Origin of the sequence: Tessaracoccus sp. (assembly GCF_016714275.1) — a bacterium.
Lineage (GTDB): Bacteria > Actinomycetota > Actinomycetes > Propionibacteriales > Propionibacteriaceae > Arachnia.
Genome location: NZ_JADJNP010000002.1, coordinates 587,703 through 610,503 on the forward strand (window position 1 = coordinate 587,703; position 22,801 = coordinate 610,503).

The following is a 22,801-nucleotide window of genomic DNA, read 5'->3' on the forward strand; positions in this document are numbered from 1 at the left end:
GCACATATATCTGCGTAGGTTGCTCGAGCTGTGCAATAGGTACAGGTGAGGCAACCCACGCAGATTTGTGCACGCGCCCGACAGATGCTGACTACCCGCTTGGCCTGCCCTCAAACTCCCCATCTGGCTCAGGCCAGCGACAGGAACAGCTTCTCCATCTGGGCGAGGTCCGGCTCGCCGGACTCGCCGTCGAGGACACACTGCTTCAGGCCGACCGAGATGGTCGCGAAGCCCGCGCGATCGACGGCCTTTGACACCGCGGCAATCTGGCCGACGATCTCCTGGCAGTCGCGGCCGTCCTCGATCATGCGGATGATCCCGCCGATCTGCCCCTGCGCGCGCTTCAGGCGCTTGACAACCGCTTCCATCGGCTCCGGGTCCAACTGCATGGCCACTCCTCTCGATACCCCCAAGAGTATCCCTAACCAGCGGTGAACAGCTCGTTGCGGATATGGCCGACGCGGCGGCTGACCAGCGCGGCGGCGAAGGCCACGAGCGTCGCGGCACCCAGGGACGCGACATAGGACAGCTTCTCGGGCTCCGTAAGGAGGAGCGCGGTGTAGATGCCACCGGCCACCGCGGTCACCACGGAGTTGCCGACCGACTCCGCCACCTGCATCGACGACTGGTTGCGCCCCTGCTCATACCTGGACGACAGGCTCATCACGGCGACGGCGGAACTCGGCATCGCGAGGCCCATGCCCGCGCCGCCGACCACCCACAACAGCAGCCCGACGCCGAGCGGGATCTGCGGGAACCAGGCGAACGCGACAAGCCCGGCCAAGCCGACCGCCGACAGCACCGCCCCGACGGTGAGGAACGCGTTCCTGCTCACCCGCACCCAGCGCTGCGACTGCAACCACGACCCGGCCGTCCAGCCGATAGAGCCGACGGTGAGCGCCCAGCCCACCTCGACAGGCGTGTAGCCGCGCAGCTTCTGCAACGTCACGAGCAGGATGGTCTCGCCCGCGAAGAACGCGCCCGCCTGGAAGGACCTCGTCAGCACGACGCTCGGGATGCCCGGGCCGAAACCGCGCGCGGCGGGCGCGAGGATGCGCGGCAAGCCCCAACCCAGCGCCACGACGCCGACAACACCCGTCACCAGCGCCCACCAGCCGATGGGCTGCCCCGCGAGCAGGATGAGCGACGGCGCCAGCGTGATCGCCAGCGTCGGCAACACTGCGACAGGACTCACCTCGTCCTCCCCGGGCCGGAACGCGTCCTGCACCTGCCGCAGCCCTGGCAGCGTGAACAGGAACGCGACCACGACGAGCGGGATCATCGTCGCGAACACAAGACGCCAGTCGTAGCGCGTCAACCACGCCGCGAACGGCGGCCCGACGAACGCAGGCAACAGCCAGCAGAACGAGAACAGCGCCATGATCTTCGGCCGCTGCTGCGGCGAGAACCCGTGCGCGACCGTCACGCCCAGCGTCAGGTTCAACGCCCCCGCACCCAGCCCCTGCACCACCCGAGCCAGCAGCACCACCCACACCGACGGCGCGAGCCAACCCAGCACGAGCCCCAGCCCGAACAGTGCGAAGCCCACGTACATCGGGATGGCGGGACCGCGCTGGTCGGCGATGCGCCCCGCGACGATCGTCGCCGCCAGCATGCCAGAAACCATCGTCGTGAACGCCCACGGATACAGCGACTCCGCGCCGAACGACGCCATGAGCGTCGGCAGCGCCGTCGCGATCCCGATGGACTGGAACGCCACGGAGAACACGGCGAGCATGATCCCGACGATCAGCACGCCCCTTCCGCTTCCTCGCACTTACTCTTTCCCTTCCCTGGCTGTTAACAGCCGCGTATCATGCCTGCATGACTGAACTGGCACCGGGCTCTCAGACAGTCCTCGACGAGCGCACGCAACAGTTCGAGGACGGCGACCAAGACCGATTCTCGCACTATGTGCCCAAGGACAAGCTGATGGCCGCCATGGTCAACGGCACCCCCGTCGTCGCGCTCTGCGGCAAGGTCTGGGTCCCCACCAAGAACCCCGACAAGTTCCCCGTCTGCCCGGACTGCAAAGAGATCTGGGAGTCCCTGAACCCGGGTCGGTAGTTCAGTACCTATACGCCTCGGGCTTGTAGGGGCCCTTGACGGGGACGCCCAAGTATGCGGCCTGCTTGTCGGTCAGCACGCTCAGCTCGACGCCCAGCGCGGCCAGGTGCAGACGTGCGACCTCCTCGTCCAGATGCTTCGGCAGCACGTAGACGCCCACCGGGTACTCGTCGGTCTTGGTGAACAGCTCCAGCTGCGCAAGCACCTGGTTGGTGAAGGAGTTGCTCATCACGAACGACGGGTGGCCGGTGGCGTTGCCCAGGTTCAGCAGGCGGCCCTCGGACAGCACGATGATGGAGTGGCCGTCGGCGAATCGCCACTCGTGGACCTGCGGCTTGACCTCGATCTTCGTCACGTCGGCGCGCGCCTCGAGGCCCGCCATGTCCAGCTCGTTGTCGAAATGGCCGATGTTGCCGACGATCGCCTGGTGCTTCATCCGCGCCATCTGCTCGTTGGTGATGACATCGCAGCAGCCGGTGGTGGTGACGAAGATGTCGGCGGTCTCGACGACGGAGTCCAGCGCGGCCACCTGGTAGCCGTCCATCGCGGCCTGCAGCGCGCAGATGGGGTCGATCTCCGTGACGATGACGCGCGCGCCCTGCCCGCGCAGCGACTCCGCACAGCCCTTCCCGACGTCGCCGTAGCCGCACACGACCGCGACCTTGCCGCCGATCAACGTGTCGGTGGCGCGGTTGATGCCGTCGATCAGCGAGTGGCGGCAGCCGTACTTGTTGTCGAACTTCGACTTGGTGACCGAGTCGTTGACGTTGATCGCCGGGAAGAGGAGTGTGCCCTCGCGCGCCATCTCGTACAGGCGATGCACGCCGGTGGTTGTCTCCTCCGTCACGCCCTTGATCGACGCCGCGACAGCCTCCCAGTCGACCTCGCCGAACGTCTCGCGCAGCAGCGCCTTGATGACGCGGAACTCGTGGCTGTCGCCGTCGGTATCCTCCGGCGCCGCGCCCGCCCGCTGCGCCGCGACACCCTTGTGGACGAGCAGCGTCGCGTCACCGCCGTCGTCGAGGATCATGTTCGGGAGCCTGCCGTCCGGCCAGTCGAGGATCTGGCGGGTGCACCACCAGTACTCCTCCAGCGTCTCGCCCTTCCACGCGAACACCGGCACACCGCGGGGGTGCTCCGAGGTGCCGTCGGGGCCGACGGCGATCGCCGCCGCGGCATGGTCCTGCGTCGAGAAGATGTTGCACGACGCCCACCGCACCTCCGCGCCGAGCGCCACCAGGGTTTCGATCAACACCGCCGTTTGGATGGTCATGTGCAGCGAGCCTGCGATCCGCGCACCCTTCAGCGGCTGCGCGTCGGCGTAGCGCGCCCTCATCGCCATCAGGCCGGGCATCTCGTGCTCGGCGAGCACGATCTCCTTGCGCCCGAAGTCGGCGAGGGTCAGGTCAGCTACGCGAAAATCCACGCGGGCAACCATACCCCTCTCTCAGGCAGCCGCCGAGGCCAGGTGAGCGAGCGCCAGGTCGTAGCCTCCGACGCCGCAGCCGACGATGATGCCCGCCGCCTTCGCGGACAAGACGCTGTGCGTACGGAACTCCTCGCGCGCGTGCACGTTCGAGATGTGCACCTCGACGTAGCGGCCGACGAGAGCCGCGGCGTCGGCGATCGCGTACGAGTAGTGCGTCCACGCCCCGGCGTTGATGACGACATCGGCGTCGGTGTCGGCGGCCTCGTGCAGCCACTCGATCATCTGTCCCTCGTGCTCGGTCTGACGCACGTCGACGTCGAGGCCCAGCCCCTTGCCTGTGCCCACCAGGTGCTCGGCCAGCTGCGCGTACGTCGTGCCGCCATACACCTCAGGCTGGCGCGTGCCCAGCCGCCCGATGTTGGGACCATTGAGGACGAGGACCTTCTTCATGCGGGCAGTCTATGGGCCTTCGGCTGGTTGACTCACCGCCGCTACTCGGGCAGCCGCACGAATCCGACGGTAACTCGCCTATTTGGGAGGAGTGTCTCCCGGATCGGCCAGGTAGTGCTGGATCCGTGCGCCTCGTCGAGTAGAGGCCCGAAAAATCAGCCGACAGTGAGGCCGATCTCCAAGTACGCAGCGCCGTACAGGCCCTTCTGGAGGAGGGTCACGTAGCGGACGACGTCGCCGGCCTCGAACTCGTCGTCGCCCGAGGAGATGCGCGCGACGCGGGCGCCGACGCCGTCGGCCAGGCGACGCAGGGTGTCTGCGGTCTCGCGGAGGCGGTCAGGGAGGAGTTCGTCGTCGAGGAGCACGAGGGCGGGGCGGGCGTCGTCGGCACCACCGTCGAAGGGATCGGCGAACATGTCGCGGGCCGGGGTGGCCCGCAGCAGCGTCTCGATCTCGGAGGCGTCCGCGGCCAGCGCGGGACGGCCGCAGGCGCGGCGCATCGCCTCCGCGATCCGGCGCGACGCGCGGCTCGCCAGCACCGTGCCGCCCCAGATCAGCGGCAAAGAGTCCGCCAACTCGAGCGCGAGCATCTTCCCCGGGTTCACCGACAGATCGCGCATCGGCGAGCACGACTCAGCCACCAGGTCCGCGGCATCGGCGACATGCTCCGGCCGCACCGTCGGGCCGAGGCCGAGCGCACCCAGCTGCGCGAGAACGGCGACAGCGGCCGCCATGGGATCGGCCTCGGGTGTAGGAATCAGGGTCGTCGCCGACGACGAGGCGGCATCGGCCAGCGAGGAGTCCTCGGGCGCCGCCACGATCAGCGACGCGCCCCGGCGCGCGGCCTCGGCGGTGCACTGCAGAACCCACTCGGGCGAGTCATAGCCGCCGAGGACCACGGCGAGGTCCAGCGGACCGACCCACGCGGGAAGGCCAGGACCCGGCCATGCCATGAACGGGACCGGACAAGCGGGTTCGAGCACCGCGCGCACCAGCCGCGCCTCGTGGCCGAGGACCAGGATGCCGCGGGGACGGTCACCGCGCTCCGCATAGCCCAGCGGCTGGCTGAGCGCCGCGCGCCGAATCCGGGCGCCCGTCGTCGCGAGCCGCCGCAGCGACTCGTTCCACGCCAGGTCGGGCGACTCCAGGCGCGCATCGTCGAACGCCGGGCCGCTCACAGCGTGCTGCGGGCCTGGTCGATCAGCAGGACGGGAATCTGGTCGCGCACCGGATACGCCAGGCCACACGCCTGGTTGGTGCAGACCAGCTCCTTCGCGTCATAGTCGACGGCGAACTTCGCGTGGCACGACGGGCACGCCGCGATCGCCAAGAACTCGGGCGACAGGTTCAACTGATCGTCAGCCATGGTTCCTCCTCGGATGTCTCTCCGAGCCTAGCGCGATTGCCGCCAGAGCCTCGTCGCGGAGGGCGCGCATCGTGGCGCCGTCGCGGGCCTCGACGTTCAGGCGGAGCAGCGGCTCGGTGTTGCTCGGGCGCAGGCTCACCCACCAGCCCGCGGCGGCGTCGCGGACGAGCAGGCCGTCGTCCCAGGTGACCTCGCCCCGCCCTGCGAAGAGCGCGGCCACGGCCTCCATACAGACGGACGCGTCGTCGACCGTCGAGTTCAGCTCCCCAGAGCGCGCATAGCCGTCATAGACCGCGGCCAGCTCGGACAGCGGCCGGCCCGACGCGCGCAACAGCTCCAGCACGTGCAGGGCCGCGAGCATGCCCGTGTCGGCCGACCAGAAGTCGCGGAAGTAGTAGTGCGCCGAATGCTCGCCGCCGAACACCGCGCCGAGCTCGGCCATCGTCGCCTTCACCGCCGTATGTCCCACGCGGGAGACAGCGATCCTGCCGCCGCGCGCCTCGACGGCCTCCGCGACGCAGCGCGACGTGATGGTGTTCGTCACGATCCACGAGCCCGGATGTTTCTCCAGTTCCGCGACCGCGATCATCGCGGTGATCACCGAAGGGTCTACGACGTCGCCGCGCTCGTCAACGATGAAGCACCGGTCCGCGTCCCCGTCGAAGACCAGCCCGATGTCGGCGCCGTTATCGCGCACCGCACGCTGCGCGTCGATCAGGTTCTCCGGCACCAACGGGTTGGCCGGATGGTTCGGGAAGGAGCCGTCGAGTTCGAGATACAGCCCGACGATGTCCAGCTCCCGCCCCGAAAGCACGCTGAGCGCAGTATGCCCGGCCATGCCGTTGCCGGCGTCGATCACGACGGTGAGCGGTCGCTCGCCGCGCTGCGGCACAAGGTCGCCCAGCTTGTCCGCGTACGCGTCGAGCGCGTCGAGCTGGCAGTAGCCGCCAACGACGTCGTCGCCCAGCTCGACCGTCGCGGCGAGGTCGCGCAGGCGGAGGGTGAAGTCCGCAGCCACGGGCGCGGCGTCGGCGAGGCAGAACTTGACGCCGTTGTACTCGGCCGGGTTGTGGCTCGCGGTGAACTGCACGCCCGGGAGACCCAACCAGCCGGACGCGAACCACAGCTGATCCGTGGACGCGAGCCCGATGTCGACGACCGAGGCCCCGGCGCGCCGGGCGCCGTCGACGAAGGCCAGGGACAACTCCCGCCCGAGGACCCGCATGTCGCGGCCGAGGACGAACTCGTCGGCCCCTGTGAGAGCGACGAACGCCATCCCGAGCGCCCGAGCGCCGTCGAGGTCCCACTCCGGGTCGTCGCCCACGACGACGCCGCGGATGTCGTTGGCCTTGAAGATCCTTGGGTGCAGCACCGGGCTAACTTACCCCCCGGTCACGAGGCGCAGGTGACCGCCGCGGGTCGTCGGGGAGGGATCGGGCGGCGCGGGGACCGGGTCGTCGTGGCGTAGGCCGATCGCGCGGACGGCGTCGGCAAGTGCCATAAGGTCGTCGGTGGCCGGCTCTGACGGCGCCGGCACGCCGTCGAACGGGAGCCGCAGCACCTGCCATCCCTGGGGAGCGCTTGTGCGCTCCGCGTGACGGGGGCAGAGATCGTACGCGCCCGGCTCTGGCGCCGGCGACAACGGGCCAAGGACCGCCGCCCGGTCGGTGTAGGCGTACGTCATGGTCGCCACCGCGGGGGCGGAACACGCGGTTCGGGAGCAGCTGCGCACGAGAGGCAACCTAACCGATGCGCCACTAGAGTGGCCGCATGCCACGCAGACGAGACCGACATGGGCGCGGTATCCGCGGCCCCCTCGCCGGTCCGAACCGGTTCACGGGCCGCCCCGTGCCGCTCAGCCGGCCCAACAGGGTCGCCTTCTTCAACTCGTGCGTCACCGCCGCGATGGCCGACATCGCCGACGCTGCCCCCGACGCCCTCAACGGGATCGTGGTAGGCGTCGAGGAGGTCCCGCACCTGAACGTCGCGTGGTCCGGGGACCGCGTCCCCCTCTCCGCCGCGCTGGAGCCCAGCCGCGGAAGGAAGGCGCAGATCGTCTTGTTCCAGCGCCCGCTGGAGCACCGCGCGATGTCGCGCCGCGATCTCAGCGACCTCGTCCACCAGACCATCGTCGAACAGCTCAGCGCGTTGACCGGACGGTCCATCGAGGACCTCGGCGGGGATCCCGGTTGGGACGATTAGCGGAGGTTCGGGTCGACGACTGAGAGGGCGCCGTCGTTTTCCGTGGTGCCGATGATGCCGAGCGGCGCCACCGCGATGCCCTTCTCTCCCGGGGAGACCAGCGCGCCGACAAGCGGTCCTGACGCCTCGACAGCGACGGCGGCGCGGTCGGTCTGCGCGACCTTGACACCGACGGTGGCGCCCGCGGGCACCGTGACGTCGCGCACCGTCGCACCAATCAGCCGCGCGGTCACGTCGGCAGCGCCGGGGTTGCTCAGCTGGAGTTCGCCGCCTGGCGGGCCGTAGCCGGCGAGCTCCGTCGACTCCGCGCCGCCGGTCAGCGTCGTGGGCGGGCCCTCGAGCGTGTCGAGCACGACGGCGGCCGCCACCTCGCCGTCGGCCGTGATGCGCAGCGCGCTGGGCTCACCCCCCAAGTCGTCGGCAAGGTCGAGTTCGATCGTGCTCAACGGCGCGACGGTGTGACCCGCTGCGGAGGCAGGCTCGTAGGAGCCGGTCTCGCCGAGGGCGGCGACGGTGACCGTCACACGGTCAACGCCGGGGTTGCTGATCAGGAGCTTCGGCGACGACACCCCGCCCGGAATGCCCGCGATGACCGCCTCCACCGCCGGGGCCGCGGGAACAGCGAGGCGCGTGCCCCGGCCCTCAAGAGCGACGGCGAGGGCCGACACCCGCCCGACGCTGGCCTCGACAGCCACGCCGACCGGGCCCTCGGGCGCCAACACCGACAGCGCGACCCGACGGCTGGCGCCCGGGCCGAGCGCGATGCCGCGGGCGCCGACGGCGGTGACCTCGCCGTTGGGGCCGAGCAGCGTGAGGTCGACGATGGCCTCGCCCGCGTCCGGGTTGATCAGGAGCAGCTCCCGCTCGGCGGGGTCGGGGACGAGGAGGACGCCGGAGCTCGACGGCGCGGCACAGGGCAGGAACGTGCGGGCGTCGTCCGGCGTGAGCACGCCCGCGGCTGCCCGCCCGTCCGTCGTCAGCACCGTGGGGCCGTCGATGGGCGCACCGAAGGGCGAAGTGCCCTTCGGCCCAGCCTCGCCGGTCAGGGCGCGCGACGTGAACGCGGAGTCGGCGACGGCGAACACTTCGCCCGCAACGCCACAGGTGACGCTGGACGTGCGCGGCAGCTCAACGGCCGCGGACGCGGGCCGGCGCTCGGGGGCGATCAGGGACACGCCGGCAGCCAACCCGGCAAGCACGACGAAGGCAAGGACGGTGAGCGCGACGCGGCGAATCATTCGTGTCCCCTTCGTGCGACCGCGGCCCCGCCCAAGGTGGGCGCGGCGAGGGTGACCAGCGCGGCGAGCAGCACCGCGTGCCAGGCGGACTGGCCCCACCGCTCAGCCGGCTGCACGGAGAGCACCCCGCCGCCTGCCGGAATGGGCCCGAAGGCGACGACGGTCTCGCCGCCGAGGAGCGGAACGGGGACATCCGCGGCCCGCGGCAACGCGCGCCCGTCCAGCGTCGCCGTCCAAGCCGCGCCGGCGGCGTCGGCGAGCACGAGTCCGCCCGCGCCGGCGGGCACCGTGCCGGTGGCTACCGGGTCGCCCGCGGTGGTCGTGACGCGCGAGACCAGCCCGCTGACCGTCCACACCGTCGTCTGGTCGTCGGCCGGCGCCGGCACCATGGACTCCAGGTTGTCGAGGGCCGCCTGGCGCTCGGCATCGAGGCCGCGCACCCACAGGTGCGAGACGCCCATCGCGCGGAAGCGCTCGGCGAGGTCGCCGGGCGGGTTGCCCGAGGCGATGGCCTCGGCGACGGCGCCCAGGTGCGGCGCGAAGGAGCCGACCGGGTTGCGCTCACCCGTCCCCCACTGCGGCTGGCGGGCGTCGACGACGCTCCAGGTCACGCGTTGCGGGACGCTGAGGTCGATGAGCATCGCGCGGGTGTCGCGCGGCGATCGCAGGACGTCGCGGACGTATCCGGGCAGCACGCTGGGCGTCGACCGGACCGGGCCCGCGAAGCCGACCCAACCCCACACGCCGAAGGTCAGCGCGGCGACGAGACCCAATGCAACGGTCGCCCGGCCACGCAGGAACGTGCCGTCGTTCGCGCGGCGGACGACGGGCGCGAGCAGGGCGGCGAGAACGAGCAGCGCCCACGGTGACAGCAGCGGCCGCACGACTGAGCCATCGACCGGCACCACGAGCCGGGACAGCACGATCCCGGTCACCAGCGGCGCGCCGATCCACCCGAAGCTGAGCAGCCAATCCCGGCGGCGCAGCCCGGCGATCGCCAGCAGCGAGACCAAGCCGACGACGGCGAAGAAGGCAGCGTTGGCCCAGACCGGGAGCCCCGACGGCAGGATCCGGCCGAGGAGCACCGCGTACGATGCCGGTGGATAGTCCGGCCAGGCCAAGGGGTCGGCCCCGGTCAGCAGGCGGCCGGGATCGCGCGCGAGCGTTGGCAGCCAAGGGACGAAGAACAACCAAACGGGCGCGACGACGAGCGCGGCCTCGACCGCGCGGGAGCGCCGCCGCACGGCCAGGATGACGGCGGCGACCGTCGCGCCGAGCAGCAGCACGGGCCAGGCAGAGGCAGTCACCAGCAGCCAGAACGCGGCGCCCGCCGGGGCGCGGAGGCGCTCGGCGCCCCCGGCGTCGTTGACCATCACGGAATGGATCGAGCGCACGAGCAGCGGCCCGGCGGTGGCGAGGATCATCCCGGACACATCGCCCGCCGAGACCACCCCGAGCAGGACGGTCCCCGCGGCCCAGGCCGCGCTCGCGGCCGCCGCGACGGACGCACGGACGCGGAGCCGACGCAGCAGCGCGAGGGCGGACAGCCCGGCAAGCACCGGTACAAGCACCAGTGCCAAGAAGGCGAACCAGCCGGGGCTGCCGAGCCCGAGCAGCGAGGCCGCCGCCGAGAACCCTAACCACGGTGCCGAGCCGGTGAGGTACGCCTGCCATGCGGCGCCCAGCGACGGCGGTGCCGCGAGCAGCCCGCCGCCGGAGACCGGTCCCGCGCCGAGCAGGGTGCGCCCTGCGACGAGGCAGGCGACGATCAGGCCCACCACAAGGATCGTGACCGGCGAGATCGTGGCCCGCGGCGCGGTGGCGCCGAACTCGTCGCTCGTCAGCTCGTCGATGGAGGTGTCCACCGACGACTCGGAAAGGCCGCGGTAGCGTTCCGCGATGCCCGCGCCGAAACGGTCGACGGCGTGGCGCACAGGCCAGAAGCGGCTGGGCAGCAGGTCGTCGGGCGTCATGTCCTCCGCGGGCAGCCGCGCGCGCAGCGCGGCCGTCTCCTCTGGGGTGGCTCGGTACCGACGCCAGGCCGACAGCTCCGCCTTCGCGTGCCCGGGGGCCTTCGCGAAAAGGAAGCCGACCGTCCGGGCGAGCGTCGCCGCGCCCAGACCGAAGCCGCTCGCCCCACGCGAGCCGGCGATCCGCAGCGCGGCCAGCCGGTCCGCGACGTGCGGGTGGTCGCCAGCGGCGCGCGCCCCTGTCCGGCCCGCGCGCAGGTGATGCAGCGAAGCTGCGGGCCACGTCAGCACGCGGAACCCGTGCGCGTTCGCGCGCCACCCCAGGTCGACGCCGTCGCGGTGCCGCGGCACCTCGGGCGCGAGACCACCCAGCTCGCGCCAGGTGTCGCCGCGCACCAGCAGGCCCGCGGTCGAGGCTCCCAGCACGTCGCGTGCCTCGGTCTGGCCCTGGTCTACGTCGCCCTCCTCGACCAGCGGCACGCGGATGCCACCCGCCGTGATGGCCTGGCCGGCCTCGGAGATGGTCTCCGGGTAGTTGCGGCGCTTCGGTTCGAGCAGCTTCGGGACGACGACGTCGGCGCGCCGGGCGCCGTCGAGCAGATGCGCAAGGGTGTCGCGACGGGGCGCTGAGTCGTCGTGGAGGAGCCAGATCCACTCGGGCTCGGCGTCGCCGAGGGCCAGGTTCACGGCGGCTCCGAACGAGGTCCCCTCCCCCTCGATCAGCTCGTCGAACACGCCCTCGTCCAGGGCGCGGACCAGCAGGGCGCGCGCCTCAGCGGACGATCCGGCGTCGATGACCACCAGCCGGCCGGGCCGTGGCGCGAGACCGGCGAGGCTCAGCAACTGCCGCGGGAGCCATTCGTCCGCCCCACACACGACCATGACGGCCGTGACAGAGGCCGGATCGATCTCGGGAAGCTCCTCGTCGGACTCCTCCTGGCCGATCCACGACCAGAGGTCGTCGTCGAAATGCCCGTGTTGGGGTTCGTCGGTCACCGGTCCTCCCAAGAGAGTCGAGCTTCGTGGCCGTCGCACGCCTGACGCCCCGTCCTGATCCGCACCTTCAGGTGCGACAGGCCACCGACCCTACCACCGGGAACCGTCGGGAAAAGTCGCCGGGAAACTACCCCGCGGCGCGCTTCAGCTTGCGACGCTCCCGCTCGGAGAGGCCGCCCCAGATGCCGAATCTTTCGTCCTGGGCGAGGGCGTACTCGAGGCACTCGGTGCGCACGGTGCAGTTCTGGCATACGCGCTTGGCTTCGCGGGTGGAGCCGCCCTTTTCGGGGAAGAAGGCTTCGGGGTCGGTCTGTGCGCAGAGCGCTTCGGCCTGCCAGGCGTACGCGCCGTCATCGAACAGCTCGAACAGATTGTCGTCCACGACCCCACCTTCCATCGCCAGCCAGAATTACACAGGAGTGATTCAGGGTCAAGAAAACAGCGCGCCGCGCTGCTCGCGCACGAGCGCGACGAGCTCCCTGACCCGCTCCGCTTCGGCAAGTGGGGCGGCCAGCGTCGCCGTCGGCGTGGCGACCACGAGGCAGTCGGTGAGTCCGAGCGCCGCCACCACGTGACCCTCACCCACGGCGTTGATCAGCACGCAGCCGCTCGCGTCGAGGGTCACCACCGGCCCGTCGACGGCATTGCCCGCTACGTCGCTGCCGAGCACCTCGGACAGCGCAAGATAGCCGCCGACGTCGCGCCAGTCGACGGCAAGCGGCACGGTGACGACTTCGGCGTCGGTCTCCCCGCGGGAGGCTGGCTCCATGACGGCGTAGTCGACGGAGATCTTGGTCAGCGTCGGGAAGAGGGAGTCGAGGAGGACAGGGTGCGCGGCGATCTCGCGGACCGCGTCCGCCGTGTCCGGCAGCAGCTGGTCGAGTTGACTCAGGAGCGTCGCCGCCCGCCAGACGAACATGCCCGCGTTCCACCAGTACTCGCCCGTGGCGAGGTAGGATTCGGCGACGTCCCTCGGCGGCTTCTCCCGGAACTCCGCCACGCGGTGCAGGCCGGGGAACCCGGGCAGCGGATCGCCGCGATGCAGATAGCCGTAGCCGGTGTGGGGTGACGTCGGGACCACGCCGAGCGTGACGAGGGCCTTCGGGCGCGCCTCCGCCACCGCGAACGCGGTCCGGAGCGTGCGCTGGAACTCGTCGACCGGCGAGATGACGTGGTCGGCGGTGACCATCGCGACCACCGCTCCGGGGTCGCGATGGTCGACCTCGGCAGCTGACCAGGCGACAGCGTTCAGCGAGTCGCGCCCTTCTGGCTCACCGAGGATGTTGGCCGCAGGCAGCTCGGGAAGCTGCCGGGCAACGTCGTCGGTGTAGGCGCGGCCGGTGCAGACGAGTACCCGGTCGGCGTCGACGAGCCCGTCGAGGCGCTCAAAGGCCAGCCGCAGCAGGGACTTGCCCTCAAAGAGCTCCAGCAGCTGCTTGGGGCGCCCCTGGCGCGAGAGCGGCCACAGCCGCGTGCCCGAGCCACCGGCCATGATCACCACGTAACGCATGGCAGGACACTAGTGGTCTGTCGCACCTAAAGGTGCGGATCAGGACGCGGCGTCAGGCGGGATGAGTGACAAGGCGGAGGAGGGAGTCATAGCGGGGCACTACGTCGACCGACGACAACGACGTCAATCGCCCGCATGGCGCCGCGTACCCGCGCATTTAGGTGCGACGGGCCACTAGTGGTCCGGCGCATGGCGCCGTCGCGTCTCGCGGAATCGTCTCCCGAGTAGCATCCGGAGCATGTTCACCCGCTCCCTCGCCCGGCGCGTGGCCCGCCGCGGCGCGCAGCCCCTGCTCACCTACTACTCGGCCGCCGACGGCGCCCGCACCGAACTGAGCGCCGTCACCTTCGCGAACTGGGTGGACAAGACCGCCAACCTGATCGTCGACCTCGGCCACGACGACGGAGAGCCGATCGACGTCGCGCTCGCCGAGGCGCACCCCGCACACTGGGTGACGCTGGTGTGGATCGCCGCCGCGTGGCAGCGAGGCTGTCCCGTGAATCTGACGACGACCGGGGCCGGCCTGCTGGTCGTCGGTCCCGACGACGACCGCCGCGCCGAGCTGACCGTCGCCTGTTCGCTGCATCCGCTGGGCCTGGGGTTCCGCCCGCCCATTCCGGGCGTCGTCGACTACGCAGAGGTGTTCGTCCAACCCGACGCCCACGACGAGGCGCCAGAGGCGGGGTCTCTTCCTTTCGACACGGACCCAGGCGCTTCGCGCCGGAGGTCCGGCTCAAGGAGCGTGGAGTCGCGCGACACGCGGCTGCTGCTGCCCGACCCTGCCCCTGGTTGGGAGACGGTGGCGCAGGCGTTGGTCGCGCCGGTCCTGGGCGACGGGTCCACCGTCGTCGCCGTCGGCTACGACGCCGAGGGTCTGGACGCGCTCGCCGTCAGCGAGCGCGCCACCGCTCGCTGACCCGCTCAGAGTCCGCGCAAGAACCCGAGTCCCCAGGAGATGTGCATCACGGTCAGCACGATCGGGAAGCGCAGCCGGGCCGCGGGGCTGAGCCCGCGCGTCGTGGCGGTCGCGAAGGCGAGGAACGCTAAGTAGACGGCGGGGGCGGCGAAGAGCGCAACCAACCAGGGATTGCGCAGCAGAAGTCCGAGCGTCCCGCCGATCAGGCCGACGACAAGCCCGATGACCGTGACCGGCGGGGCGAGGTACCGCGGCGACGCCGTGTCGGCATGGCGCCGGATGACCTCGCGGCGCCATTGGCCGGTGCGGTAGAGCTGCCGGGCGAGGTCGCCGACGCTGTCGCGCGGGCGGTAGGTGACCCGCAACTCGGGCGAGAAGTAGACGAGGTGGCCGGCCTGGCGCAGCCGGTAGTTGAGTTCCCAGTCCTGTGCGCGGTGCAGCGACTCGTCGAACCCGCCGATGGCCTGCAGCGCGTCCTTGCGGAAGACGCCGAGGAAGACGGTGTCGGCGGGGCCGGCGGGAGTCTTCGCCAGGTGGAATCCGCCGCCGCCGAGCCCGAAGGTCGAGTTGTAGCCTGCCGCGACCGCCTCCGAGAGCGGCGTGTACCCCTGAGCATCCATCAGACCGCCGACGTTCGCGGCGCCCGTCTCCTCCAGCAGCCGCACGGCCGTCGCGATGTACCCCTCGCTCAGCTCGTTGTGGCCGTCGACGCGAACGATGACGTCGAACCGCGCCGCGGCGATGCAGACGTTCAGCCCAGACGGGGTGGCACTGGCGGGGTTGTCCAGCACGACGATCCGGGGATCCTCGACGGCCAACTGGTCGGCGATCTCGCGGGTGCGGTCCTTGCTCGGGGCGACCGCGAGAAGGAGTTCGAGTTCGCCGTCGTATCTCTGACTCAGGACGCCCGCGACGGCCGCCTCAAGGTGCCGCTCCTCGTTCAGCACCGGCATGATCACGCTGACGCCAGCCTGCACCGCGGTCTCCTTTTGTTGCACACGGACGATGTCACAGTGTTGCAGCTAGTGGTCTGCCGCGCCTAAAGGTGCGACAGACCACTAGCTGCTGACCGTGCAGACCGCGTCGAGGTCCTCGGTCTCCGTGTAGGGTTCCTGCGCCGCCTGCGACTCCTTCGGCGTCGGGTCAGAGCTGGGCCTCATCGACGTCGTGGGCTCCGGATCCGCTCCCCCGGTGGCCTTGTCGGTGGGCGCGGCGGAGGCCTTCTTGTCGCCCTCGGCCTTTGCCTTGTCCTTCGCCTCGGACTGCTCGATCTTCGTCTTCACCGTCTCGCGGACGAGCGCGAAGTCGGGGTGCGCGGAGACGATCAGCGGCGGCGCGAAGTTCACCGACGACACCTTCAGCCCCTTCGCCTTGAGCGCCAGCTCCGCCAGCTCGTAGGCCTCGCCGCGGCCGAGGTCGGTGCGCAGCAGGTCCTTGCCCGCCTCGGACAGCTCGCCGAACTTGGTGGCGACCGTCATCGGGTCCAGTTGCTGCGCCATCGCCGACATCACGCACTTCTGCCGGACCATACGCTCGTAGTCGCTGCTCTCCGCGCGCGACCGGGCAAACCACAGGGCGTGGTAGCCGTCGAGGTGCACGTTCTTGCCCGGCTCGATGTAGCCCTTGATCTTCGTGCTCACGCCGCCGATCGGGATGGGTTTCGCGATGTCGAGCCGGATGCCGCCCATGGCGTCGATCAGCGCCTCGAAGCCGCCCATGTCGACCATGGCGTAGTAGTTGAGCTCGAGGCCGAGGGTCTCGGAGACCGCCTCCTTGATGACGGTGAGTCCCGCGTCCTTGCCCGGGTACAGGTCTGCGTGGTCCTCGCCCAGCGTGTAGATGCCGTTGAGCATGCACTCGCCGTTGTCGCAGACGAATCCGTCCGGGTAGAGCGCGTGGAGCGGTGACGACGTCGGGAACGGTACGCGCTGCATGTTGCGCGGGAGCCCGAACAGCACGGTCCTGCCGGTAGCGGCGTCGATGGAGGCGACGTTGATAGAGTCGGGCCGAAGCCCCTCGCGGTGGGCAGCGGCGTCGGCTCCGAGCAGCAGCACGTTGTAGCGGCCGTCCTTGGCCTTGGTGTCGCCCCCGCCGCTGAGCACCCCGCCGAGGTTGGCCGCGCCGGTGAAGGCCGACGCCGCCGCCGACGTGAGGAGCCCGGCCAGGAGCGCGGCCACGAGGGCGAAGACCGAGAGTCCAAGCCGGGGCTTGCGCTCCAGCCGGAGCGGGCGCGCAAGCCGCCAGGAGTCGAGCAGCAGTAGCAGCCACGCGCCGAACAGCACCCACACGGCCACGCGCAACGTCGCCGCGACAAGGGGCGTGAGCAGGACTCCGATGGTGAAGCTGCGGGCGGCGAGCAACCCGACGATGACGAGGATGACGAGTACCGCGACGGTGCCGAACACCCTCAGCGCCAGGCGTCCGATCGGCCGGTTCCCGGCGAACGACTGCACCGAGCCCGGCATCAGCGCGGACATCAGGATGAACCCGACGGCGCGACGCACCTGCACCTGTTCGGCGGTGTCCGGCATGGCTGAGGGCACGGTCGGCTCCCCTTTCGACGTTCGACCTCAGTGTCACGCACACACCCCACGGTCCCGGGAGGCCACGCCGACGCCGTCCGGGTTTGCGGACCCGACGTAGTCTTGCGTGCCGGAGGGAGACGCGATGTCGGACAACAACAGGGATCTCGACTGGCTCTATCGTCGCGACGAGGAGCAGCTCGAACACACGCGCGTGATGCCGCCTGTCACCGACCCGCCCACGAGGCCGCAAGCCGCCGCGCCCGGCCCGCGTCCCCAGCCGACTCCACAGGAGCCCGGCGGCTGGCCGGCATCGGGGCAATCGTCATACCCGCAGCAGCAGGCCCGGGCGCCGTACGCGCCCCAAGGTCAGGCTCCGCGCACGCAGACCGCTCCCCCGGCCGGACGCCCTCCCACGCCGCCTGCGTCGTCGGTGAACCAGCCCAGGAAGCGGAAGCGCCGCCGTCCCGTCCTCAGGACGGTCATCGCGCTGGTGCTCGCCTGGCTCGTCTTCCTCATCGGCACCCCCGTCTATGCGCTGAGCACGTCCGACACCGTCGACGCGTTCCCGGCCGAACAGCTCCCGGCGCAACCCGGCAGCACGTTCCTGCTTGTCGGCTCGGACGCCCGCGAGGACCTCACCAAGGAGGAGCGCAAGCGCCTCGGGACGGGCAGCACCGAGGGGCGCCGCACGGACACCATGATGCTGCTGCACCTCCCGACGAGCGGAGATCCCGTGCTCCTCTCCCTCCCCCGCGACTCTCTGGTCAGCATCCCGGGCCGCAAGAAGAACAAGCTCAACGCCGCCTATGCGTTCGGCGGGGCACCGCTGCTGGTCGAGACCATCGAGGCGAACACGGGCATCCGCGTCGACGGCTACCTCGAGATCGGCTTCCTCGGGATCGTCGACATGGTCGATGCCGTCGGTGGCATCGAGGTGTGCCCCGCCTTCGACATCGACGACCGCGACTCACACCTGAAGCTCGGCGAGGGCTGCCAGACCGTCGACGGGGTGACCGCGCTCGGCTACGTCCGGATGCGCAAGGGCGATCCGCGCGGCGACCTTGGCCGGATGGAGCGCCAACGCGAGGTCATCGGCGCCATCATGAAGAGCGTTGTCAGCCCGGCGACCGTCCTCAACCCCGTCCGCTACTGGAACGTGAACCAGGCCGCGGCCACGTCGCTCGGCCGCGGCGAGGGCACCGGACTCTGGGAGCTCGGCCAGGTGGGCCTGGGGTTCATGAGCGTGATGGCGGGTAAGGGCATCTCGATGACCGTTCCCATCGCCGACGCCAACCGGATGACCGACGTCGGATCCACCATGATCTGGGACGAGGAGGCATCCAGCGCCGTGTTCGCCGCGATCGCCGACGGCGACACCGCGCCGCTCGAGAAGTACCGCAAGTAGGGGCTCCGCGGACAAGGCCACGCGTCACGCCTAGCCACAGCCCCGCGCGCGGCGGCTCGGCGGGCCGGGCGCAATGCGTTCAAGATGCCCACATACACTAGGGCGCGATACCCCCCATCAAGGAGATGATCGTGTCCCAGAGCCCCGCGGACCAGCCGGACTTCGTCACGGCTGGCCAGGAATCAGTGGGCGGCGCGCCCAGCGCAGCCGACCCGCATCAGGCGTACCTGCCTGTCGAGGAGCCCAAGAAAAAGTCGAAGACCCCCGCGATCGTCGCGGGCGTGGTCGCGCTGGCGCTGGTCGTCGGCGGCGCGCTCCTCGCGATGAACCTGCTGCGCGGCGGGACCGCGGTCGCCGCGAAGGGGATCCCCGGCACCGCCGCGATGGTGTTCGAGCTGAACCTCAACCCCGCGGCCGCCGACCAGCTCGCGCTCAAGAACATCGCGGCGAAGTTCCCGCAGGTCGAGGTCAAGGAGACCACCGACTTCAAGGAGGCGCTCTGGGAGCTCATCCCGGATGCCGACGACAAGCCCGACTACGCCGAGATCAAGCCGTGGCTCGGTGACTCCGCCGCCATCGGTTTGCTGGCCGGCGACGACCCCGCCCTGCCCGAGCCAGTCTTCGCGATCCACGTCACCGACAAGGCGAAGGCCGAGGCCTTCGTCAAGAAGGAGGGCACCGGCGACGCGCAGGTGTTCTTCGTCGACGACGTGATGGTCCTCTCCCCCACCGACTCGGGCCTGACGGAGGCCGCCATCAAGGGCTCGTCGGTCGCCGACAACGCCGACTACAAGGCCGACATCGCCAAGCTCACCGGTACGCACCTGGCAACCGCATGGACCTCGCCGGCCTTCGCCGACATGATCATCAGCAACGCAGAGGCTGTCGCTCCGGGAACGCCCGCCGAGAGCCTCGAGGTGATGCGCGGCATGCGGAGCGCCATGGCGCTGCAAGTGAGCGAAGACCTGCTTCGGATGAAGGCACGCGCCGTCGTGCCCAATGCGCCGGATCAGCCAGAGGCCGCCGATGTCTCCGACTTCTTCCCGGAGTTCGATGGGAACTCGCTCATCGCCGTCGCGGGCGGCGCCACCGAAGAGGCTATGGAGCAGAACTGGGAGCAGCTGAAGCAGATGCCCGAGTTCACGCAGATCTACGACGCTTTCGCCGAACTCGGCATCACGAACGCCACCGATCTGTACGCGCTGCTCGGTTCCCGTTGGGGGCTCACCTTTGCCCTCCAGTCCGGACAGCCGGTAGTGGGCGCGAAGCTCCAGTCGGATGCTCCCGCGCGCCAGCAGGAACTCTTGGCCGGCCTCTCCCAGGTCCTCGGCGAAGGGATCGCCGTCGAGCAGGTCGACGGCCTCGGCATCGTCGCCGTCGGCCAGGGAGTCGACCAGGTGACGAACCCGGCCACCCGGCTCCGCGATGTCGAGTCGTTCGAAAAGGTCATCGACGGCAGCGCCCAGATGGCGCTGTTCGCAAACCTGGCGGCGCTTCAGAACCTGCCCGAGGTCGCGGAAGTGCTTGGCCAGGACGCCGACTTGCTGAGCCCGTTCGCTGCCCTCGGCGTGACGGCCACTCTCACCGGCCCGGGCGAATCGGAGACCCTCATCCGGGTCGCGTTCAGGTAACGGCGCCACGCACGATCGCGCCCTTGGCGTGGGCGGCGTCGCGCAACTCCTCTTGGAAGTCCAGCATGCGCTCCAGGAGGGCGGCGTCGCTCGCGGCGAGGATGCGCACTGCGAGCAGGCCGGCATTGCGGGCGTTCCCGATCGCGACCGTCGCGACGGGGACGCCCGCCGGCATCTGCACGATCGACAGCAGCGAATCCATGCCGTCCAGGTACTTCAGCGCCACGGGCACCCCGATCACCGGGAGCGGCGTGAGCGCCGCCAGCATGCCCGGCAAGTGGGCCGCGCCGCCGGCCCCGGCGATGATCGCCTTGATGCCGCGCTCGTGGGCCTCGCGACCGAACCGGACCATGTCCTCCGGCATGCGGTGCGCGGACACGACGTCGGCCTCGAAGGCGACGCCGAACTCAGCCAGCGCATCGGCGGCTGCCTTCATCGTCGGCCAGTCAGAGTCCGACCCCATGACGATCGAGACGAGGGGGGCATCAGGCATCGGGGTCTCCCATCAGGTAGCCGGCAGCGTGCCGGGCGCGGCGCAGGACGTCGTCGACATCGGTGCCGGTGCAGGTGACGTGGCCGACCTTCCTGCCAGGCACGACGGTCTTGCCGTAGAGGTGGACGTGGACCGCGCGGTCGCGGGCGAACACGTGCTGGAGCGCGCCGGTGAGATCCGGCTCCGCGCCTCCGAGCACGTTGCGCATCACCACGACGTCGTCGCGCAGCTCCGGCGAGCCGAGCGGCAGGTCGAGCACGGCGCGGATGTGGTTCTCAAACTGGCTGGTGACGGCGCCGTCGATGCTCCAGTGGCCGGTGTTGTGCGGGCGCATCGCCAGCTCGTTGACGACGATGCGGCCGTCGCGCGCCTCCATCAGCTCCACCGCAAGCACCCCGACGACACCCAGCTCCGTGGCGACGTTGATCGCCATCACCTGCAACTCCGCGGCGCGCTCCTCGTCCAGCCCAGGTGCGGGGGTGACGGTCTCGACGCAGATCCCGTTCTCCTGCGTGGTCTGGCTGATCGGGTAGGCGACGACCTGGCCCGACGGAGCGCGCACCACGAGCGCGGACAGTTCGCGCACGAAGTCGATGAACTCCTCGGCGACGATGCGCACCCGCTCCCCCGCCGACACCGTCGGCTTGTTCGCGAAGACCTCAAGGATCTCATCGGGTCCGTCGACCTTCCACACGCCCTTGCCGTCGTAGCCGCCGCGCGAGGTCTTGAGGATGATCGGCCAGCCCTGCTCCTCGCCGAAAGCGATGGCCTGGGAGGCGTCGTCGCACACCGCGAAGACAGGGCAGGAGACACCGAAGTCGCTGAGGTACTCGCGCATGTCGGCCTTGTCCTGCGCGTAGACCAGGGCGGTGGGTCCGGGCCTCACTACCGCGAACTCGCCGAGCTCTTCGAGGTACTTGGTGGGCACGTGCTCATGGTCGAACGTGATGGCGTCACAGCCGTCGGCGAAGCGGCGCAACATGTCGAGCTCGCGGTAGTCGCCGACGATGGTGTCCGGGATGACCTGGGCGGCGGATACGTCCGGGCCCTCGGCCAGCAGCCGTACGTCGATCCCCAGCGGGATCGCCGCCTGATGCATCATGCGGGCGAGCTGCCCGCCTCCCGCAATGCCCACTCGGTAGCGCCTTGTCACGGGTGCAGCCTAACGGGTGGGCGCGCTACTCCCCCAGCTCGCGGCGGTCGTTGTCGCGGTCGTCGGCGAACAACAGCTCCGTGATGGCGACATGCACCCGCTCGACCTTCGGCACATCGTGCAGGATAAGGGGTTGGCCGGCCGCGGTCTCGAGGATGAGGGTGCCGCAGCCCAGCATCCTGTCGGTGAGCGAACGTTCGTAGTTCACGTTGTTGATGCGGCGCAGCGGCAGGTCATGCCCGACCTTGTTGATGATGCCCTTGCGGGTGATGATGCGCCGATCCGTGATGGTGTAGGTGGACGTCACCCAGCGCAGGAACGGCAGCAGGACGAGCCAGATGAAGAGGATGAGCGCGACCCCGGCGGCGGCGTAGTTGGCCCACGGCTGCCACTCCGGCGGAAACAACGCGATGGCGACGCCGACGACCGAGGCCAGCGCGAAAAGGCTGATTACCGGCACGATGAGCGCCTTGCCGTGCGTGCGCATCTCGACGATGACCTCTTCGTCGCTGCCCAATTGGTCCCTGCTGATCGCCATGCACCCAGTCTTCCACGGCGCGCCCCGCGGACAGACCGATCTCGGGCGCAGCCCTTAGGAGGGAGATGTTCGTTGGTCTATCAACAAACATCTCCCTCCTAAGAGCCGAGGCGGGCGTGGACCACATCACCGACGGCGAAGGCGCGCACGCCGTCGGGGGTTGCCACTTCCAGGCGCCCATACTGGTCGACGCCGCGGCCGATGCCGTGGACGGGGGGCTCGCCGTCGAGGCGGACGGCGAGGTCCGCGCCGATCGACGCGCAACGCTCCACGTACTCGGCGCGCAGGTTTCCCCGCGCGGTCCACGCCTCATACCAGCGCGCGAAATGGTTCAGCACGCCCGCGACGATCGCGCTCTGGTCGAGCGGGAACCCCTCCAAAGCCAGCGAGGTGGCCGTGGGAACCGGAAGCTCGTCCGCGGTCAGCGACACGTTGATGCCCATGCCCACGACGGCGACCGCGCCGCCAGGACGCTCGATCCGCTCGGACAGGATGCCGCAGACCTTCCGCCCGCCGATCAGCACATCGTTGGGCCACTTCAGGGTGACGTCGTCCGGGTTCGGCGCCAACTCGGCGAGGGCCGACGACACCGCCATCCCCGCCAGGATGGACAGCCATCCCCACTGCGGGAACGCAGGCCGCGGGCGGAGGAGGACCGACATCGCGATCGAGGAGCCCTGCGGGCTCGCCCAGGTGCGGTCCAGCCGTCCGCGGCCCGCCGTTTGCTCCATCGAGACGAGCACGGCGCCTTCGGCCTCACCTGCGCGTGCGCGCGCGCCGAGGTCGGCGTTGGTGGACCCGGTGGTGGGCACGACGCTGACGTCGCGCCACGGCGTCGACGCCCCCAGCAGGGAGGCGATGCGGTCGGCGTCGGGCGGTTGGGTGCTCACGATCACGGAGCTTATCCGTCCG

At 70.4% G+C, this 22,801-nt stretch carries 23 protein-coding genes; 5 read left to right on the forward strand and 18 right to left on the reverse strand.

The window, feature by feature from the left end; all coding sequences use genetic code 11:
- Nucleotides 1–128: 128 nt before the first annotated feature.
- A complete protein-coding gene (locus tag IPJ61_RS11380; protein WP_297107186.1) occupies nucleotides 129–389 on the reverse strand; it encodes a metal-sensitive transcriptional regulator in 261 nt (86 codons plus the stop codon).
- A 32-nt stretch (nucleotides 390–421) separates the two neighbouring features.
- Complete coding sequence (locus IPJ61_RS11385) at nucleotides 422–1,756, reverse strand: MFS transporter (RefSeq protein ID WP_297107189.1); 1,335 nt, start codon at nucleotides 1,754–1,756, stop codon at nucleotides 422–424.
- A 68-nt stretch (nucleotides 1,757–1,824) separates the two neighbouring features.
- Here IPJ61_RS11385 and IPJ61_RS11390 point away from each other — a divergent pair, with 68 nt between their 5' ends.
- Nucleotides 1,825–2,067, forward strand: a complete 243-nt coding sequence (locus IPJ61_RS11390) for a DUF3039 domain-containing protein (protein WP_297107192.1) — start codon at nucleotides 1,825–1,827, stop codon at nucleotides 2,065–2,067.
- Between the two features lies 1 nt (nucleotide 2,068).
- On the opposite strand, the gene ahcY is transcribed toward IPJ61_RS11390, so the two are convergent.
- The 6 genes from ahcY to IPJ61_RS11420 form a co-directional block, all read right to left on the reverse strand.
- Entirely contained in the window at nucleotides 2,069–3,505 is a 1,437-nt protein-coding gene (gene ahcY / locus IPJ61_RS11395; protein ID WP_297107196.1) for an adenosylhomocysteinase, read from the reverse strand.
- A gap of 9 nt (nucleotides 3,506–3,514) precedes the next feature.
- Nucleotides 3,515–3,946: a type II 3-dehydroquinate dehydratase gene (locus tag IPJ61_RS11400; RefSeq protein ID WP_297107199.1), complete on the reverse strand. Its 432-nt coding sequence runs from the start codon at nucleotides 3,944–3,946 to the stop codon at nucleotides 3,515–3,517.
- A 155-nt stretch (nucleotides 3,947–4,101) separates the two neighbouring features.
- Nucleotides 4,102–5,124 carry a phosphoheptose isomerase family protein gene (locus IPJ61_RS11405; protein WP_297107204.1) on the reverse strand — a complete coding sequence of 341 codons (1,023 nt, stop codon included), beginning with the start codon at nucleotides 5,122–5,124 and terminating at the stop codon, nucleotides 4,102–4,104.
- Nucleotides 5,121–5,312: a Trm112 family protein gene (locus IPJ61_RS11410; protein ID WP_297107208.1), complete on the reverse strand. Its 192-nt coding sequence runs from the start codon at nucleotides 5,310–5,312 to the stop codon at nucleotides 5,121–5,123. The genes IPJ61_RS11405 and IPJ61_RS11410 overlap by 4 nt, the downstream gene beginning before the upstream one ends.
- Nucleotides 5,305–6,684 (reverse strand): phosphohexomutase domain-containing protein, encoded by a 1,380-nt coding sequence (locus tag IPJ61_RS11415; RefSeq protein ID WP_297107210.1) that lies wholly within the window; start codon nucleotides 6,682–6,684, stop codon nucleotides 5,305–5,307. The genes IPJ61_RS11410 and IPJ61_RS11415 overlap by 8 nt, the downstream gene beginning before the upstream one ends.
- Before the next feature lie 9 nt (nucleotides 6,685–6,693).
- Complete coding sequence (locus tag IPJ61_RS11420) at nucleotides 6,694–7,089, reverse strand: DUF3499 domain-containing protein (protein WP_297107213.1); 396 nt, start codon at nucleotides 7,087–7,089, stop codon at nucleotides 6,694–6,696.
- On the opposite strand from IPJ61_RS11420, the gene IPJ61_RS11425 reads away from it, so the two are divergent.
- Entirely contained in the window at nucleotides 7,083–7,514 is a 432-nt protein-coding gene (locus IPJ61_RS11425; protein ID WP_297107216.1) for a metallopeptidase family protein, read from the forward strand. The two genes, IPJ61_RS11420 and IPJ61_RS11425, sit on opposite strands and share 7 nt — an antisense overlap.
- Here the strand turns inward: IPJ61_RS11425 and IPJ61_RS11430 are convergent.
- The 4 genes from IPJ61_RS11430 to IPJ61_RS11445 form a co-directional block, all read right to left on the reverse strand.
- A complete protein-coding gene (locus tag IPJ61_RS11430) occupies nucleotides 7,511–8,752 on the reverse strand; it encodes a DUF5719 family protein (protein WP_297107220.1) in 1,242 nt (413 codons plus the stop codon). The genes IPJ61_RS11425 and IPJ61_RS11430 overlap by 4 nt on opposite strands.
- The gene (locus tag IPJ61_RS11435) at nucleotides 8,749–11,718 is read right to left on the reverse strand and encodes a glycosyltransferase (protein WP_297107223.1); all 2,970 of its coding nucleotides are present in this window, start codon (nucleotides 11,716–11,718) and stop codon (nucleotides 8,749–8,751) included. The genes IPJ61_RS11430 and IPJ61_RS11435 overlap by 4 nt, the downstream gene beginning before the upstream one ends.
- 127 nt (nucleotides 11,719–11,845) lie before the next feature.
- Nucleotides 11,846–12,100 (reverse strand): WhiB family transcriptional regulator, encoded by a 255-nt coding sequence (locus IPJ61_RS11440; RefSeq protein WP_459251281.1) that lies wholly within the window; start codon nucleotides 12,098–12,100, stop codon nucleotides 11,846–11,848.
- 48 nt (nucleotides 12,101–12,148) lie between these two features.
- Nucleotides 12,149–13,228: a mannose-1-phosphate guanylyltransferase gene (locus IPJ61_RS11445; protein ID WP_297107229.1), complete on the reverse strand. Its 1,080-nt coding sequence runs from the start codon at nucleotides 13,226–13,228 to the stop codon at nucleotides 12,149–12,151.
- 238 nt (nucleotides 13,229–13,466) lie between these two features.
- On the opposite strand from IPJ61_RS11445, the gene IPJ61_RS11450 reads away from it, so the two are divergent.
- Nucleotides 13,467–14,144, forward strand: coding sequence for a TIGR03089 family protein (locus tag IPJ61_RS11450; RefSeq protein ID WP_297107232.1), 678 nt, complete (start codon nucleotides 13,467–13,469; stop codon nucleotides 14,142–14,144).
- 5 nt (nucleotides 14,145–14,149) lie between these two features.
- Here the strand turns inward: IPJ61_RS11450 and IPJ61_RS11455 are convergent, their stop codons facing one another.
- Together IPJ61_RS11455 and IPJ61_RS11460 are read right to left on the reverse strand one after the other, a co-directional pair.
- Nucleotides 14,150–15,097, reverse strand: coding sequence for a glycosyltransferase family 2 protein (locus tag IPJ61_RS11455; protein WP_297108164.1), 948 nt, complete (start codon nucleotides 15,095–15,097; stop codon nucleotides 14,150–14,152).
- 105 nt (nucleotides 15,098–15,202) lie between these two features.
- Nucleotides 15,203–16,687 carry an LCP family protein gene (locus IPJ61_RS11460; RefSeq protein ID WP_297107235.1) on the reverse strand — a complete coding sequence of 495 codons (1,485 nt, stop codon included), beginning with the start codon at nucleotides 16,685–16,687 and terminating at the stop codon, nucleotides 15,203–15,205.
- 124 nt (nucleotides 16,688–16,811) lie between these two features.
- Between IPJ61_RS11460 and IPJ61_RS11465 the strand changes: the two genes are divergently transcribed.
- Entirely contained in the window at nucleotides 16,812–18,074 is a 1,263-nt protein-coding gene (locus tag IPJ61_RS11465) for an LCP family protein (protein WP_297107238.1), read from the forward strand.
- 131 nt (nucleotides 18,075–18,205) lie between these two features.
- Entirely contained in the window at nucleotides 18,206–19,705 is a 1,500-nt protein-coding gene (locus IPJ61_RS11470; protein WP_297107241.1) for a DUF3352 domain-containing protein, read from the forward strand.
- Here the strand turns inward: IPJ61_RS11470 and purE are convergent.
- The 4 genes from purE to IPJ61_RS11490 all read right to left on the reverse strand — a co-directional run bounded on the left by purE (nucleotide 19,698) and on the right by IPJ61_RS11490 (nucleotide 22,779).
- A complete protein-coding gene (purE, locus tag IPJ61_RS11475) occupies nucleotides 19,698–20,198 on the reverse strand; it encodes a 5-(carboxyamino)imidazole ribonucleotide mutase (RefSeq protein ID WP_297107244.1) in 501 nt (166 codons plus the stop codon). The two genes, IPJ61_RS11470 and purE, sit on opposite strands and share 8 nt — an antisense overlap.
- Entirely contained in the window at nucleotides 20,191–21,351 is a 1,161-nt protein-coding gene (locus tag IPJ61_RS11480; protein WP_297107248.1) for a 5-(carboxyamino)imidazole ribonucleotide synthase, read from the reverse strand. The genes purE and IPJ61_RS11480 overlap by 8 nt, the downstream gene beginning before the upstream one ends.
- A 25-nt stretch (nucleotides 21,352–21,376) precedes the next feature.
- Nucleotides 21,377–21,889, reverse strand: a complete 513-nt coding sequence (locus IPJ61_RS11485) for a PH domain-containing protein (RefSeq protein ID WP_297107251.1) — start codon at nucleotides 21,887–21,889, stop codon at nucleotides 21,377–21,379.
- Between the two features lie 98 nt (nucleotides 21,890–21,987).
- On the reverse strand, nucleotides 21,988–22,779 hold the full coding sequence (locus IPJ61_RS11490; RefSeq protein WP_297107253.1) for a biotin--[acetyl-CoA-carboxylase] ligase: 792 nt from the start codon (nucleotides 22,777–22,779) through the stop codon (nucleotides 21,988–21,990).
- Between the last annotated feature and the right edge of the window lie 22 nt (nucleotides 22,780–22,801).

Coding starts and splice junctions, on each gene's coding strand:
- IPJ61_RS11410 (WP_297107208.1), bottom strand. CDS start 5,312: ATGGCTGACGATCAGTTGAACCTGTCGCCCGAGTTCTTGGCGATCGCG.
- IPJ61_RS11450 (WP_297107232.1), top strand. CDS start 13,467: ATGTTCACCCGCTCCCTCGCCCGGCGCGTGGCCCGCCGCGGCGCGCAG.
- IPJ61_RS11430 (WP_297107220.1), bottom strand. CDS start 8,752: ATGATTCGCCGCGTCGCGCTCACCGTCCTTGCCTTCGTCGTGCTTGCC.
- IPJ61_RS11400 (WP_297107199.1), bottom strand. CDS start 3,946: ATGAAGAAGGTCCTCGTCCTCAATGGTCCCAACATCGGGCGGCTGGGC.
- IPJ61_RS11425 (WP_297107216.1), top strand. CDS start 7,083: ATGCCACGCAGACGAGACCGACATGGGCGCGGTATCCGCGGCCCCCTC.
- IPJ61_RS11445 (WP_297107229.1), bottom strand. CDS start 13,228: ATGCGTTACGTGGTGATCATGGCCGGTGGCTCGGGCACGCGGCTGTGG.
- IPJ61_RS11455 (WP_297108164.1), bottom strand. CDS start 15,097: ATGCCGGTGCTGAACGAGGAGCGGCACCTTGAGGCGGCCGTCGCGGGC.
- ahcY (WP_297107196.1), bottom strand. CDS start 3,505: ATGGTTGCCCGCGTGGATTTTCGCGTAGCTGACCTGACCCTCGCCGAC.
- IPJ61_RS11380 (WP_297107186.1), bottom strand. CDS start 389: ATGCAGTTGGACCCGGAGCCGATGGAAGCGGTTGTCAAGCGCCTGAAG.
- purE (WP_297107244.1), bottom strand. CDS start 20,198: ATGCCTGATGCCCCCCTCGTCTCGATCGTCATGGGGTCGGACTCTGAC.
- IPJ61_RS11485 (WP_297107251.1), bottom strand. CDS start 21,889: ATGGCGATCAGCAGGGACCAATTGGGCAGCGACGAAGAGGTCATCGTC.
- IPJ61_RS11390 (WP_297107192.1), top strand. CDS start 1,825: ATGACTGAACTGGCACCGGGCTCTCAGACAGTCCTCGACGAGCGCACG.
- IPJ61_RS11465 (WP_297107238.1), top strand. CDS start 16,812: ATGTCGGACAACAACAGGGATCTCGACTGGCTCTATCGTCGCGACGAG.